Source organism: Rhodococcus sp. NPDC057529 (assembly GCF_042802055.1).
Lineage (GTDB): Bacteria > Actinomycetota > Actinomycetes > Mycobacteriales > Mycobacteriaceae > Rhodococcus_F.
Map to the genome: position 1 here is coordinate 90,793 of NZ_JBHVEY010000018.1, position 13,119 is coordinate 103,911.

At 68.7% G+C, this 13,119-nt stretch carries 13 protein-coding genes; 6 read left to right on the forward strand and 7 right to left on the reverse strand.

All coding sequences use genetic code 11. The annotated features are described in order from the left end of the window. The first annotated feature begins 18 nt into the window (after positions 1–18). The gene (gene coaA / locus ACFU5V_RS30265) at positions 19–951 is read left to right on the forward strand and encodes a type I pantothenate kinase (protein WP_378439676.1); all 933 of its coding nucleotides are present in this window, start codon (positions 19–21) and stop codon (positions 949–951) included. 41 nt (positions 952–992) lie between these two features. On the opposite strand, the gene ACFU5V_RS30270 is transcribed toward coaA, so the two are convergent. After that, positions 993–1,760, reverse strand: coding sequence for an isoprenyl transferase (locus tag ACFU5V_RS30270; RefSeq protein WP_015889657.1), 768 nt, complete (start codon positions 1,758–1,760; stop codon positions 993–995). 161 nt (positions 1,761–1,921) lie between these two features. On the opposite strand from ACFU5V_RS30270, the gene ACFU5V_RS30275 reads away from it, so the two are divergent. Next, positions 1,922–2,590: a hemolysin III family protein gene (locus tag ACFU5V_RS30275; protein ID WP_378703520.1), complete on the forward strand. Its 669-nt coding sequence runs from the start codon at positions 1,922–1,924 to the stop codon at positions 2,588–2,590. Between the two features lie 6 nt (positions 2,591–2,596). Here the strand turns inward: ACFU5V_RS30275 and ACFU5V_RS30280 are convergent, their stop codons facing one another. The 3 genes from ACFU5V_RS30280 to mca are packed head-to-tail and all read right to left on the reverse strand — an operon-like array spanning position 2,597 to position 5,825. Next, positions 2,597–4,612: a thioredoxin domain-containing protein gene (locus ACFU5V_RS30280; protein ID WP_378703522.1), complete on the reverse strand. Its 2,016-nt coding sequence runs from the start codon at positions 4,610–4,612 to the stop codon at positions 2,597–2,599. A gap of 17 nt (positions 4,613–4,629) precedes the next feature. Next, positions 4,630–4,950 (reverse strand): hypothetical protein, encoded by a 321-nt coding sequence (locus ACFU5V_RS30285; RefSeq protein WP_072940693.1) that lies wholly within the window; start codon positions 4,948–4,950, stop codon positions 4,630–4,632. Further along, positions 4,947–5,825, reverse strand: a complete 879-nt coding sequence (mca, locus tag ACFU5V_RS30290) for a mycothiol conjugate amidase Mca (protein WP_378437152.1) — start codon at positions 5,823–5,825, stop codon at positions 4,947–4,949. Before mca ends, ACFU5V_RS30285 begins: the two co-directional genes overlap by 4 nt. A 190-nt stretch (positions 5,826–6,015) precedes the next feature. Here mca and ACFU5V_RS30295 point away from each other — a divergent pair, with 190 nt between their 5' ends. Both ACFU5V_RS30295 and greA read left to right on the forward strand, forming a co-directional pair. Next, on the forward strand, positions 6,016–6,441 hold the full coding sequence (locus ACFU5V_RS30295; protein WP_378437150.1) for a DUF4307 domain-containing protein: 426 nt from the start codon (positions 6,016–6,018) through the stop codon (positions 6,439–6,441). 225 nt (positions 6,442–6,666) lie between these two features. Beyond that, positions 6,667–7,161, forward strand: coding sequence for a transcription elongation factor GreA (greA, locus tag ACFU5V_RS30300; protein ID WP_005238978.1), 495 nt, complete (start codon positions 6,667–6,669; stop codon positions 7,159–7,161). An 80-nt stretch (positions 7,162–7,241) separates the two neighbouring features. Here the strand turns inward: greA and ACFU5V_RS30305 are convergent, their stop codons facing one another. Together ACFU5V_RS30305 and ACFU5V_RS30310 are read right to left on the reverse strand one after the other, a co-directional pair. Next, positions 7,242–8,591, reverse strand: a complete 1,350-nt coding sequence (locus tag ACFU5V_RS30305; RefSeq protein ID WP_378437148.1) for an NlpC/P60 family protein — start codon at positions 8,589–8,591, stop codon at positions 7,242–7,244. 146 nt (positions 8,592–8,737) lie between these two features. Further along, positions 8,738–10,630 carry a YecA family protein gene (locus ACFU5V_RS30310; RefSeq protein ID WP_378437146.1) on the reverse strand — a complete coding sequence of 631 codons (1,893 nt, stop codon included), beginning with the start codon at positions 10,628–10,630 and terminating at the stop codon, positions 8,738–8,740. Positions 10,631–10,750: 120 nt separating this feature from the next. Between ACFU5V_RS30310 and ACFU5V_RS30315 the strand changes: the two genes are divergently transcribed. Continuing rightward, positions 10,751–10,942, forward strand: a complete 192-nt coding sequence (locus tag ACFU5V_RS30315) for a hypothetical protein (protein WP_009479096.1) — start codon at positions 10,751–10,753, stop codon at positions 10,940–10,942. Positions 10,943–10,967: 25 nt separating this feature from the next. Further along, positions 10,968–11,738 (forward strand): FAD:protein FMN transferase, encoded by a 771-nt coding sequence (locus ACFU5V_RS30320; RefSeq protein WP_378437143.1) that lies wholly within the window; start codon positions 10,968–10,970, stop codon positions 11,736–11,738. A 7-nt stretch (positions 11,739–11,745) separates the two neighbouring features. Here ACFU5V_RS30320 and ilvA read toward each other — a convergent pair whose 3' ends face one another. Beyond that, positions 11,746–12,978: a threonine ammonia-lyase gene (gene ilvA / locus ACFU5V_RS30325; RefSeq protein ID WP_378703523.1), complete on the reverse strand. Its 1,233-nt coding sequence runs from the start codon at positions 12,976–12,978 to the stop codon at positions 11,746–11,748. Between the last annotated feature and the right edge of the window lie 141 nt (positions 12,979–13,119).

The following is a 13,119-nucleotide window of genomic DNA, read 5'->3' on the forward strand; positions in this document are numbered from 1 at the left end:
CGAGTGTGAGCGGAACTGATGGCGCGGACGAGCGAGTCCAGTCCGTACGTCGAATTCGACCGGAAGCAGTGGCGCACACTGCGTAAGTCGACGCCGCTCGTCCTCACCGAGGAAGAGCTGTTCGGACTGCGGGGCCTCGGCGAGCAGATCGACCTCGAGGAGGTCGCGGAGGTCTACCTGCCGCTGTCGCGTCTCATCCACCTCCAGGTCGCGGCCCGGCAGCGACTGTTCGCCGCGACCGCGACGTTCCTCGGCGAAAAGCATCCCGACCAGCAGGTGCCGTTCGTGATCGGTGTGGCGGGCAGCGTGGCGGTCGGCAAGTCCACCACGGCCCGTGTCCTCCAGGCCCTCCTCGCGCGGTGGGAGCACCACCCGCGCGTCGATCTGGTGACGACGGACGGGTTCCTGTATCCGACGGCCGAGCTGAACCGCCGCGGGATCATGCACCGCAAGGGCTTTCCCGAGAGTTACGACCGCCGCAAGCTGCTGCGGTTCGTCACCGAGGTGAAGTCGGGGGCCGAAGAGGTAGCCGCGCCGGTCTATTCGCACATCTCGTACGACATCATCCCCGGCCAGTATCACCTGATCCGGCAGCCGGACATCCTCATCATCGAGGGGCTCAACGTGCTGCAGACCGGTCCGCGGCTGATGGTGTCGGACCTGTTCGACTTCTCGATCTACGTCGATGCCCGGATCGAGGACATCGAGAACTGGTACATCCAGCGATTTCTCGCGCTGCGGAAGACGTCGTTCTCCGATCCCGACGCGCATTTCCACCACTACGCCGGATTGTCGGATCGGGACGCGACGTCTGCCGCGCAGGAGATCTGGCACAACATCAACCGGCCGAATCTGGTGGAGAACATCCTGCCGACGCGGCCGCGCGCGACGCTCGTGCTCCGCAAGGATGCCAATCATTCGATCAACCGGCTGCGCCTGCGCAAGCTGTAGGTGAGCGGCAAAGCGTGTTCCGGCACGCTTCGCCGCTCACGTCAGACGCCGAAGCGCCGGTGCCGTGCGGCGTAGTCGCGCAGGGCCCGGAGGAAGTCGACGCGGCGGAACTCGGGCCAGTACGCCTCCGTGAACCAGATCTCGGAGTACGCGCTCTGCCACAGCAGGAACCCCGACAGCCGCTGTTCCCCGGACGTGCGGATGACGAGGTCAGGGTCGGGCTGGCCGGAGGTGTAGAGGTGGCCGTCGATGCCGTCGACGGTGATCGATTTCACGAGTTCGTCGCCCGCCAGTCCGGCGAGGAGTTTCTCGCTGAGCAGCGACTGCACGGCGTCGGCGATCTCCTGGCGCCCGCCGTATCCGATCGCGACGTTGACGTGGGTGCCGGTGCGCCCCTCGGTTCCGGCGGCCGCGTCCCGCAGTCGACGGGACTGTTCGGCGGGCAGGAGGTCGAGGGCGCCGACGATCTTGACGCTCCAGTTCTTGTCCGGTCCGGAGATCTCTTCGACGACGTCGGTGATGATCTCGAGCAGGGTGTCGAGTTCCTCGGGGTCGCGGCGCAGGTTCTCGGTGGACAGCAGGTAGATGGTGGCCATCTCGATGCCCGCGGCGTCACACCAGCCGAGCATCTCGGAGATCTTGAGGGCGCCCATGCGGTGGCCGTGGCTGACGTCCTCGAAGCCGTTCTCCCTGGCCCACCGCCGGTTGCCGTCGCACATCACGGCTATGTGCCGGGGGTGCTGTAGACCGTCGAGCCGCTTCAGTAGTCGACGCTCGTAGATGCTGTACAGCAGTCCTCGCGCACTCACCTGGAGATCACCATGACACGCAAGACTACGCCGCAGCCGTAGGTGATCCGCGACGGCCGTCACACAGCGCACGACTTCCTGCTACCGACGGGTACGCTCTCACCACAAGCTAACCTACGGTTGCGTAGGTTAGCGCCACGCACAGCGAGAAGAGGTGTTCAGTGACCGCTTTCGGCCTCGACGAACTGCCCGTCAAGCCCCGACTGCGAGGGTGGATCCACCTGTGGGCCTTCGGCGTCTCCGTGATCGCCGGCCTCGTCCTCGTCACGCTGTCGGGCACGCAGGTGTCCGCGGAAGCAGCGCTCGCCACCGCGGTCTACAGCCTCACGGTGTGCGGCGTGTTCGGGGTCAGCGCCACCTACCACCGCATCCACTGGAACACCGTCTCCGCCCGCACGTGGATGAAGCGCGCGGACCATTCGATGATCTTCCTGTTCATCGCCGGCAGCTACACCCCGTTCGCGGTGCTGGGGCTGCCGCCCGACACGGGCCGGACGCTGCTGATCGTCGTGTGGGCGGGGGCAGTCGCCGGGGTCGCGCTGAAAATGCTGTGGCCGACGGCACCGCGCTGGGTCGGGGTGCCGCTGTACCTGCTGCTCGGCTGGGCCATCGTCCCGGTGGCACCCGAACTGACGCGCGAGGTCGGCGTCCTGCCGATGCTGCTGCTGCTGATCGGCGGCATCCTGTACTCGGTCGGGGCGATCCTCTACGCCACCAAGTGGCCCAATCCGTGGCCCACCACGTTCGGGCATCACGAGTTCTTCCACGCCGCCACCGTCATCGCAGCGTTGTGCCACTACATCGCCGTGTGGCTGGTGGTGTTCCGCTAGGCCCGACTACCGGCTCAACGCGGCGGCGAGGTCCTCGGCCGTCGACACGGGGCGGTCGCACACGAACCCACGACACACGTACGCCGCCGACGCGCCGCCGACCAGCGGCCGGTCGGCGAGCAGCGGGGACGAATCCGGTTCGCCGCCGATGACGACGGCGCCGCCGGGAGCGAGCCTGCGCGCCTCCCGCAGCAGGGCGGAATCGCCGTCGGTGGCCACCGCCACCTGGATCGGGCCGCGCACCGAGGCTTCTGCCACGGCGAGCCAGTGCCCGGCCGATCGCGGTGCGCGCTCGAGGAGCAGCGCGACGCGGTCGAGGGATGCGGCGGCCGCGGCCGCGTACCGGCCCGAGGCGTCCGCGTCGGCCACCGCGGCCGCGGTGAGCAGCGCCTCGGCCAGGCACGACGCCCCGGACGGCGTCGCACCGTCGACCGGGTCGCGGGGACGGGTCACGAGGGTTTCGGCGTCGTCGGCCGTGTCGAACCAGCTCCCGGGACGCTCGTCGTCGGCGAAATGGATCAGTGCGCGGTCCAGCAGCGACTGCGCGCGCGCCAGCCATTCGGCGCCGCCGGTCGCCTGATACAACGCGAGCAGCCCGGTCGCCAGGCAGGCGTAGTCCTCGAGCACCCCCGCCGGCTCGCCCACCGACGTTCCCAGGGACGCCCGCCGCAGCCGACCGTCCACGACGTGCACGTCCAGCACCGCACGCGCGCACTCGGCGGCGGCGTCCACCCATTCCGGTCTGCCGAGTCCGGCACCCGCCTCCGCCAGCGCGGTGATCGCGAGGCCGTTCCAGGCGGTGACCACCTTGTCGTCGCAGCCCGGCTGCGGCCGCGCCGCACGCCGGGCGAGCAGGGTGCCCCGGATCCGGCGCCAACGGTCCCAGTCGTCCGGGTCGCGCGGGAGTTGCAGTACCGACGTGCCCGCCTCGAACGTCCCGTCCGCGGTCACCGCGAACACCCGGGCCGCCCACTGCCCGTCATCCGGTCCGAGAACCTCGACGAGCTGATCGGGGGTCCACACGTACGTGAGTCCCTCGACGCCCTCGGTGTCGGCGTCGAGGGCGGACGCGAACGACCCGTTCTCGGTGCGCAGATCGCGCAGCAGGAACTCGACGGTCTCCTCGGTGACGCGGACGGCCAGGTCCGAACCCGTCCGCCTACCCAGGTGCGCGTAGGCGCGCAGCAGCTGGGCGTTGTCGTAGAGCATCTTCTCGAAGTGCGGCACCACCCACGCGGCGTCGACCGAATAGCGAGCGAAACCGCCGCCGAGCTGGTCGTAGATGCCGCCGCGCGCCATCGCCGACGCCGTCCGCGCCACGACGCCGAGCACGTCCGCGTCACCGGACCGCTCGTACGTGCGCAGCAGGCCTTCCATCAGGGCGGACGGCGGGAACTTGGGGGCTCCCCCGAACCCGCCGCGTTCGGCGTTCTCGTCCCCCAGCACGGTCCGGGCGGCCGCGTCCAGCAGTGCCGCGGTCACCCGGACATCACGTTCGGGGATGCCGCCGGCTCCGCGCCGCAGTTCCGCGACCACCGAAGCGGCCGCGTCGTCGACATCGCCGCGGCGGTCCCGCCACGTGTCCGCGATGGCCCCCAGCAGCTGGGTGAACGACGGCATCCCGCCACGCGGCTCCGCCGGGTAGTAGGTGCCGCAGTAGAACGGGGCCCCGTCCGGGGTGAGGAAACACGTCATCGGCCAGCCGCCCTGGCCGGTCATCGCGACCGTGGCGTTCATGTACACGGCGTCGAGGTCGGGACGCTCCTCGCGATCGACCTTGACGCACACGAAATGCTCGTTCATCAGCGACGCCACCGCCTCGTCCTCGAAGGACTCGTGCGCCATCACGTGGCACCAGTGGCACGCCGAGTATCCGATCGACAGCAGGATCGGGACATCCCGCTCCCGCGCCCACTCGGTCGCCTCGGGACCCCACTGCTGCCAGTGCACCGGGTTGTCGGCGTGCTGCCGCAGATAGGGGCTGGTGGACCCACCGAGCGTGTTGCGTTCGCGTGGGTCCATGTCCAGCTCCTGTTCGACTACTTCTGCAGGTTCGGCGGGGTGTCCGTGGGCTTCGGCGGTTCGGTCTTGCCCGCGCCGCCGCCGTGGATCGCGCCGCGGTCGGTGCCCTCGTCCACTTCCTGGTCCGGTTCGGGATGTTCCGGCTCGAACGTCTCGGGCAGGTTCTTGAGCTTCTTGTTCATCGAACGCACCAGCAGCACCACACCCGCGAGCAGCGCGAGAATGACGACGAGGCCGATGGGCGAAGCCTTGCCGAACTCGGGACCGGACGGGGTGCTCGGCGTCTGCGCCAGGATGTCTGCCGCGCCGGCCACGATGTTCACCGTCAGCGCATTCACTGCTGGCCGTCCTCGTGGATGCCCGCGAACAGATCGCTCTCCGGGATGGAGGTGGTGACCCGCGTCTTGGCGAGCTCGAATTCCTCGGTCGGCCAGATCTTCTGCTGGATCTCGAGCGGAACCGCGAAGAACGAGCCGTTCGGGTCGATCTGCGTCGCGTGGGCACGCAACGCGTCGTCACGCTGCGGGAAATAGTCGCCGCACGTGATCTGGGTGGTGACGCGCGCCATCAGGTCACCCTGCTCGGTCTTCCACTTCTTGAGCCACTCGGCCATCGGGAATTCCTCGCCGCGGCGCTCGTACTCCTCCTGGAACTGCAGGAGACGTTTTCGGATGAAGCCGTGCGAGTAATAGACCTTCTGCACCTTCCACGGCGCACCGGCGTCCGGAAACTGCTCCGGGTCGGCGGCGGCCTCGTAGGCGGCCATCGACACCTCGTGGCAGCGGATGTGATCGGGGTGCGGGTACCCGCCGTTCTCGTCGTACGTGGTCAAGACGTGCGGACGGAACTCACGGATGGCGCGCACCAGGGCCTCGGTCGACTCCTCGAGCGGAACGAGCGCGAAGCAGCCCTCCGGCAGCGGCGGCTTCGGGTCGCCCTCCGGGAGGCCGGAGTCCACGAATCCCAGCCACTGGTGCTGGACTCCCAGGATCCGCGCGGCCTCGGCCATTTCCTCGATGCGCACCTCGTGGATGCGGTCACGCACCCCGGGCACGTCCATCGCGGGGTTGAGGATGTCGCCACGTTCACCACCGGTCAACGTCACGACCTTCACTTCGTTGCCCTCTGCGGCGTAACGGGCCGTTGTCGCGGCACCCTTGCTCGACTCGTCGTCGGGATGCGCATGGACGGCCATGAGCCGGAATCCGCTCACGTATTCGTTCACCTCAACTTCGCCAGTAGCCGTTGCCGGCTTGTCCGTGTCGCGCGCTCTCGCGTCCGCCATCGCTGACGGCGCACCGACGCACGTCCTCTATAGTTCCACCCGAGAGTTCCGCTTGCAGCCGTGCCCCCGCTCGAGTGCTGTGAGTTACGTGGAACCGGAGCGGTACGAGAGTTGAGAGATGACGAGAACGCTTCCCCCGGGCCGATACACAGCCGCGGCAAAGCCCGCGCGCCCGAAGCGCTGGCTCGTGTGGGCGCTCTCCGCGGCGGTCGTCGTCGGCGGCGTGATCGTGGCGCTCGTCGCATACGACAAGTTCGCCGTCTCCGAGATCGACAGTGAAGCCACGTCGTTCGATCTGGTGAGTGATTCACAGCTCGACATCACGTTCACCGTCACCCGGGAGGATCCGTCGCGCGCCGCAGTGTGCATCGTCCGATCCCGCTCCAAGGACGGTTCCGAGACCGGCAGGCGCGAGGTGTACATCGCCGGCGGCGACAGCCAGACGGTGAAAGTCACCGCTCCCGTCTACACGTCGCGCCCCCCTGCAATGGGCGACATCTACGGCTGCAGCCTGGACGTTCCGGCCTACCTGACCGGCGGCTGACACCCCCGCAGCCGAGCGACCGTTCGGGTTATTCGGGGTTTGCGCTCCCCGATCGTGCTAGAATCGCCTGGTACACGGTTCCGTTTGGAACCGTGTATTGCTGCATTGGCGGCAAGGCGGACGACGAACGGCCCCGGCCGTCGAATCCGCCGAGCCGTTGATCACTGCTGTTGCAGTGGTCTGTCGAGGGAGCCCGGCGGCTCCAACTACGAGGGAGTGATCGAGATGACCGAGACCCAGGTGACCTGGCTGACCCAGGAGTCACATGACAGGCTCAAGAGCGAACTCGACCAGCTCATTGCCAATCGTCCGGTCATCGCCGCCGAGATCAACGAGCGTCGCGAAGAGGGCGATCTGAAGGAGAACGGTGGCTACCACGCGGCCCGTGAAGAGCAGGGTCAGCAGGAGGCGCGCATCCGTCAGCTCCAGGAACTCCTGAACAGCGCGAAGGTCGGCGAGGCCCCCACCCAGTCGGGTGTCGCACTGCCCGGTTCCGTGGTGAAGGTCTACTACGACGGCGACGAGAAGGACACCGAGACGTTCCTGATCGCCACCCGCGAAGAGGGTGCACGCGACAACAAGCTCGAGGTGTACTCGCCCAACTCCCCGCTGGGTGGCGCACTGCTCGAGGCGAAGGTCGGCGAGACCCGCGAATACACGCTGCCCAACGGCAGCAGCATGAAGGTGACGCTCGTCAGCGCGGAGCCGTACCACAGCTGATCTCGGATCAACCGCCGAAAACTCCGGTCCGGGCCCAGTGCCCGGGCCGGAGTTTTCTGCATCGGGCCCGGCGGATGTGATCAGAAGACCCGGCGGGCCTTCATGTCGGCGAACACCGGTCCGATGCGCACCACGTCGCCCGTCGTCGGGGCGTGCAGCATCTGCCCGTTTCCGACGTAGATCGCCACGTGACCCGGCCCACCCGACTGCCAGTTTCCGAACAGCAGATCCCCGGGCCTGGCTTCCGACAGCGGCACCTCCACACCGACATTCCACTGCGTTTCCGACGTGCGGGGCAGTTTGACGCCGGTGGCGGCGTACACGGCGAACGAGGTCAGCCCCGAGCAGTCGAACCCGCCGCCGGACGGACCGTTGATGTTGCCGCCGCCCCACACGTAGGGCAGGCCGATGAACCGCATGGCCGCCTCCACGACGCGGCTCGTGTCGCCGGCGGCCGCACCGTAGAAGAACGGCGACAGCATCCGCGCAAACGACTCCTCGAGCGATCGGATGCGTGCGACGTACGGCTGCGTTTCGTGCTCGTAGTCGAACTTGCCGGCGGGCATGCCTCCGGCGGTCCGGACAGCACCCGCACCGGCATTGTAGGCGGCGATCGTGAGGTCGAGGGTGTCTCCCTTGACGACGCCCTCCTTCTTCCACCCGTCGATCTGACCGAACAGGTCGCACAGCATCTGACCGGACGCCATCATCGGATCGGCGACGCCGTTGATGTCGACCTTGCCGTCGCCGTCCGCGTCCTTGCCGTACCGCGCCCAGGCTTCGGGCATGAACTGGCCGGGACCGCGGGCACCCGCCCGGGACACCGGTGACGTCGCGCCGTAGCGGAACCCGTTCTCGACCGAGTACAGGGCCGCCAGTGTCGGCGGCTTGATGCCCTCGCACAGCGCTCCGGCCTTGCGGATCCACGGTGCGAAGACGGCGATGGCGCCGACGGGCGCGAGCGAGACCCCGGGAAATCCGGCGGGAACGGACGGGATCAGCGATCCGAGCCCGCTGATGAGGGCCGGTACCCCCGGCAGAGCGGCGAGGCCCCCGATCGCGGTTCCGACGTCGGGGGCACTCATCACGGGGGGCTGGTCGAGCGGGGCGTCCGGCAGGGCCGGTGGCGGTACGGGGGCGGGCGGCGGCGCCGCCTCGACGGCGGGTGGCGGCGGAATGTAGGGGTCGGTTGCCTGCTTCACGACGTCCGAGGCCTGCGCCACCATCTGCTCGGCCTGCACGCGCGCCGGTTCGGGGAGGGTCGACAATGCGTCGTTTACTTGTTTCTGAACGTCGGGTGAGGCCTGCTCGACCACCTGAATTGCTTCTGCTGCTTGATCTTTCACCGGCTGCGGTATGTCCGCTCCCTGAACGATGGCCCCCGCTGCGGTGGTGATCGCCACGATGATCGCCGCTGCATCAACTGACATACGTGCGCTCCTCCTCCTCGGTGCACCTAACCGAGTGAGTTCACGTTACGACGGGGCACAGCAGATGCGAGGCGATTCTGCGGGATTGATCCGTTTCCTACCGTGACCTGCGGGAGAACGGCACCCGACGAATCCCGTCCCCTCCATCACCCACTGACCGGCACGAATCGTTCGCTGAGGATCGCGACCAGGTCACCCCCATCCGTGGTGTCGTCGTCCAACGCCCGGAGGAGCGACGCGCGGCGGTCCTGCGAGATCGGTTCGATTCCGCCGAAGATCTGCCACGTGTCCCCCGCCGGGACGACGCGGGCACAGATCAGATTCCCGGGATGCAACTGGTGGCTCGCGGTGACTTCCCTGATGTCGCGCCGGTCGCCGGTGCGCAGGTCCCGCAATGTCAGACCCGCACCCGGCCGGACCTCCTCCACCTCGTGCAGCGACCGTTCGACCTCCTGCCACTGTCGCGCGAGCGCGAACTCGTCCGGGGGCAGCAAGTCGCCGCGGCACTCGACGAAGTCGGCGAACGCACCGCCCTCGAACAGTGCGACGTCGGTGACCAGAGGGTCCTCCAGCGCCTCGAACAGCGCCGCGTCGCCGGGCCAGTTCTCGGAACGGATTTCGGCGTAGTCGATGATCTGATCGCGCCAGCCGAGTTCCTGCGCGTGCAACTTCGCTTTCTGGTACAGCCACCCGGCCCGCTCGGACAACGCATGGTCGCCCTTGCCGAGGTGGCACGTCTTGTACTTCCTTCCCGACCCGCACCAGCAGGGATGGTTGCGGCCCAGCCCCGGCCGCGGCGTCGGCTGAAAGTATTCGAGCACCGCGTGCAGCGGCTCCGCATCCCCGGCGGCCATCCGGTTCAGCAACGACAGCCCGCGGACGGCATCGCCGCGGTCCGAGGCGAAACGGGCAAGGTCGAAGAGAGCGAGATCGAATGCTCCGTCCAGGACGAGCGCGTGTTCGTAGTGTTCTTCGGCCTGTTTCGGGAAGCCCTGCATCTCGGTGGCCCGGCCGGCGATCCACGCGGCAGCGGCTTTCACTTCGCGCGGTCCCGACACGAGCAGCCGCTGCGCTGCGAGCAGGAGCACCTCGGGGTCGACGTCCACGTCGAACAACTCCTGAGCGGCGACTTCCATGACAGCCGGATCGGCGAGGGCTGCGTAGCGCTCCGGCCTGTCGAAGAACCTCGCCTGGATGTCCTGGTCCTCGTCTTCCTCGAGCGCGGTGACCAGCGATACCAGCGTGGCGACGGCCACCGCCGCGTCCATGTTCACCCCGAGCTCGTCGGCGTACACGCCGATCATCAGGTCCCGGCCGTAGGCCTCGAAATCGAATCCGCGACGGGCGACGAGTTGCCCGGACCTGTCGAGGTCGGCTGCCTCGACTATTTCCGCCAACGGCAGCGCCGGCACGGTGAACGCCGCCGGATCGTCGACCAGGAGATGGCAGACCTCCTCCTCGAGGTCGATCACCGAAGTCTCGTTCAGCCGACGAGTGAGCCGCAGCGCAAGTTCGGGAGCGTCCGCGACCGGCTCGCCGACGACGTCGAGGCGCACTCCGTCGTGCGTGGCGGTCACCGCCACCAGATCCCCGGGAGAACACCGCGCGAGTGTGCCGCGGGGAAACATGAGCACTTCCTCGTCCGGCCAGTTCGCGCCGACGCCCCCTCTCGCGGCGAATTCGTCGGCCTCGTCCTCGAGGAACACGACCTCGAAGCCGTCGACGTCGGGGTCCCCGGATGCGAGGCGCGGAAGTGCGCCGAAATCGTCTGGCGCCACGACATCGGCCGCGATCTCCTCCGCGGTGAGGCGGTGCGTGAGGAGGCGTCCCGCGAGCAGAACGTCGAGCGCCACCCATCGGTCGTCGGGGAGAGTTCCGAGAAGCGGCGCGTCGAACTCCACCACGTAGTCGATCAGGTCGTCGACGCCTCCCCAACCCGAGTCCGCAAGCGCGACTGCCAGCTCCCGGTCGGACAGGGGGCCGCGCTCCCGCAGCACACCCAGAGCGGCATCGAGCAGTTCGTCATGGTCCGCGATCACGGATCCGATCGTAGTGACGACTCCGTCACTACGGTGGCTGTCGGGCACGACTGCGCACTCGGCGCGGAGAGCCAGATTCTTCCCAGGTTGTTCTAAGGTTCGTCGGGGAAGCTGGTCGGCATGAGTGAAGACCGACGGATTTCCCGCCTGCTTCCCGTTCGCCGCGTGTTGGCGGCAGCCGGAATCGCCGGACTGGTCGCCGGTGGCGGTATGGCGGCGGCCGCTGATCCCGCGACCCCCGATTCGACGGTGGCAGCGCCCCTCGTCTCGGCCGGATTCGGCGCACCGGACGCCGTGTCCAGCGGTTCCTGAGATCCCGCCACCGGAGAACCACCACATGACCAGCGCACGCAGCGCAACCGAATGGTCCACCTGGGGTGTGCACGCACGGATCGTCGTCACCGACCCCGACGCCCTGAGCTCGGCGTCGAACCTGATCCGCGGTTACCTCGCGGCCGCCGACGCCGCCGTCAACCGCGACCGCGCCGACGCCGAGATCCGCGCGCTCGACGAGGGCCCGAACACGGTGACTCCGATGTTCGCGCGGTTCCTCACCGACGCCCTCGCCGCAGCCCGCACCACGGACGGCGCCCTCGACCCCACGGTGTCGGCGCCCGCACCCCATTCGTGGCGGTCGATCACCGTCGACGGCACCGAGGTCACACTTCCCGCCGGGGTGGAACTCGACCTCACGGCCACCGCGCGGGCGAGTTCCGCCGACCACTGTGCGTCGACGACAGCGGAGTTGCTCGGGTGCGGCGTGCTGGTCGCGCTCGGCGGCGACATCGCCACGGCCGGGGCCACACCGCCGGGCGGCTGGCAGGTCCAGGTCCAGGATCTGCCGGGCGATCCCACCTGCCAGGTGTCGATCCCGTCCGGTGCGGCCGTCGCGACCGCCAGCACCGTTAAACCCCTGCACCCCGACTCTGTCTCGTTGTGGCGGACCGTGTCGGTGGTTGCGGCGTCCTGCACCACCGCGCACGCGTCGAGCACGGCGGCGGTCGGGATGGGCGGCGGCGCGATCGACTGGCTCACCAACCTGGAGTTGCCTGCCCGGCTGGTCGATCAGGAGTTCCGGGTGATCACCCTGGGCGGCTGGCCGAGCTAGGTCCGGCCTACTCCTGCAAACGGACCGAGTAGCGGGCGTCGCGCAGGGCCTCGAGGAGATCCTGGCGGTGTCCGGGACCGCGGGTCTCGACGGTGAGGAACACCTCCACCTCGTCGAGTGCGAGCGCGCCGCCGGTGCGGGAGTGGACGACGTCGACGACGCTGGCGCCGTTGCCGCTGATCACGCCCAGTAGGCTGACCAGACCACCCGGTCGGTCCGGAATGGTCACGTGCACACCGAGATACCGGCCGGCCGCCCGGAGACCGTGGTTGACGACGTGGGTGAGCAGCAACGGGTCGATGTTGCCGCCGGACAGCACCGCGCACACCTTCCCGGTGAGCCCCAGCTCGTCCGTGGAGCAGCTGATCAACGCGGCCACCGCCGCCGCGCCCGCGGGCTCCACGATGAGCTTCGCGCGCTCGAGGCACAGGAGCAGCGCCCGCGACAGCGCGTCCTCACTGACGGTGACGATGGCGTCGACCTGGGAACCGACGTGGGCGAACGGCACGTCGCCGGGGCGGCCGACCGCGATACCGTCGGCCATGGTCGACATGGTCTCCAGCGGTATCGGGCGACCCTCGGCCAGCGACCGCGGCCAGGCCGCCGCCTGCTCGGCCTGGACCCCGACGATCCGTACGTCGGGCCGCGTCGCCTTCACCGCGGCGGCGATGCCCGCGATCAGACCACCGCCGCCGGTCGGGACGACGATCGTGCCGACGTCGGGTTCCTGCTCGAGGATCTCGAGCCCGACGGTCCCCTGCCCGGCGACGATGTCGACGTGGTCGAAGGGATGGATGAGGACGGCGCCGGTCTCGTCCGCGTACGCCTTCGCGGCGACGAGCGCGTCGTCCACCGTGTCGCCGGTGAGGTGGACGGTCGCGCCGTACGCCTTGGTGGCCACGAGTTTCGGCAGGGGTGCGCCGGTGGGCATGAAGACGGTGGACGGGATGCCCAGTTCGGTGGCGGCCCAGGCCACACCCTGCGCGTGATTGCCTGCGCTGGCCGCCACGACCCCGCACGCGCGTTCCGCGACCGCCAGGTTCGCGATCCGGTTGTACGCACCACGAGGTTTGAAAGATCCTGTGCGTTGCAGATTTTCGCACTTCAGCGACACGACGTGCCCGCATCGTTCCGACAGTGCCCGGGACGCGATCACCGGCGTCCGGCGCATGACGGGGTCCAGCAGCTTACGGGCTGCTCTGATCTGATCCAGCGTGACAGGCTCCACGCGGGTCAGCATAGGGCGCTCCGCGCCCCGTGGGTGGTTGACGAGTCCGGAGACTCCTTTCCCGCCCACACGGGCGCGGGGGAGATCTCTCCCCCACCCGTCCCTTTTTCCTCCCCCACCGAAGTGGGTTCCTCGGTCTCCGTTAAAGAGAGC

Bases quoted from the DNA above. Each gene is read 5' to 3' on its own strand.
- coaA (WP_378439676.1), top strand. From the start codon at position 19: ATGGCGCGGACGAGCGAGTCCAGTCCGTACGTCGAATTCGACCGGAAG.
- ACFU5V_RS30280 (WP_378703522.1), bottom strand. From the start codon at position 4,612: ATGGACCCACGCGAACGCAACACGCTCGGTGGGTCCACCAGCCCCTAT.
- ACFU5V_RS30295 (WP_378437150.1), top strand. From the start codon at position 6,016: ATGACGAGAACGCTTCCCCCGGGCCGATACACAGCCGCGGCAAAGCCC.
- greA (WP_005238978.1), top strand. From the start codon at position 6,667: ATGACCGAGACCCAGGTGACCTGGCTGACCCAGGAGTCACATGACAGG.
- ACFU5V_RS30305 (WP_378437148.1), bottom strand. From the start codon at position 8,591: ATGTCAGTTGATGCAGCGGCGATCATCGTGGCGATCACCACCGCAGCG.
- ACFU5V_RS30315 (WP_009479096.1), top strand. From the start codon at position 10,751: ATGAGTGAAGACCGACGGATTTCCCGCCTGCTTCCCGTTCGCCGCGTG.
- ACFU5V_RS30320 (WP_378437143.1), top strand. From the start codon at position 10,968: ATGACCAGCGCACGCAGCGCAACCGAATGGTCCACCTGGGGTGTGCAC.
- ilvA (WP_378703523.1), bottom strand. From the start codon at position 12,978: ATGCTGACCCGCGTGGAGCCTGTCACGCTGGATCAGATCAGAGCAGCC.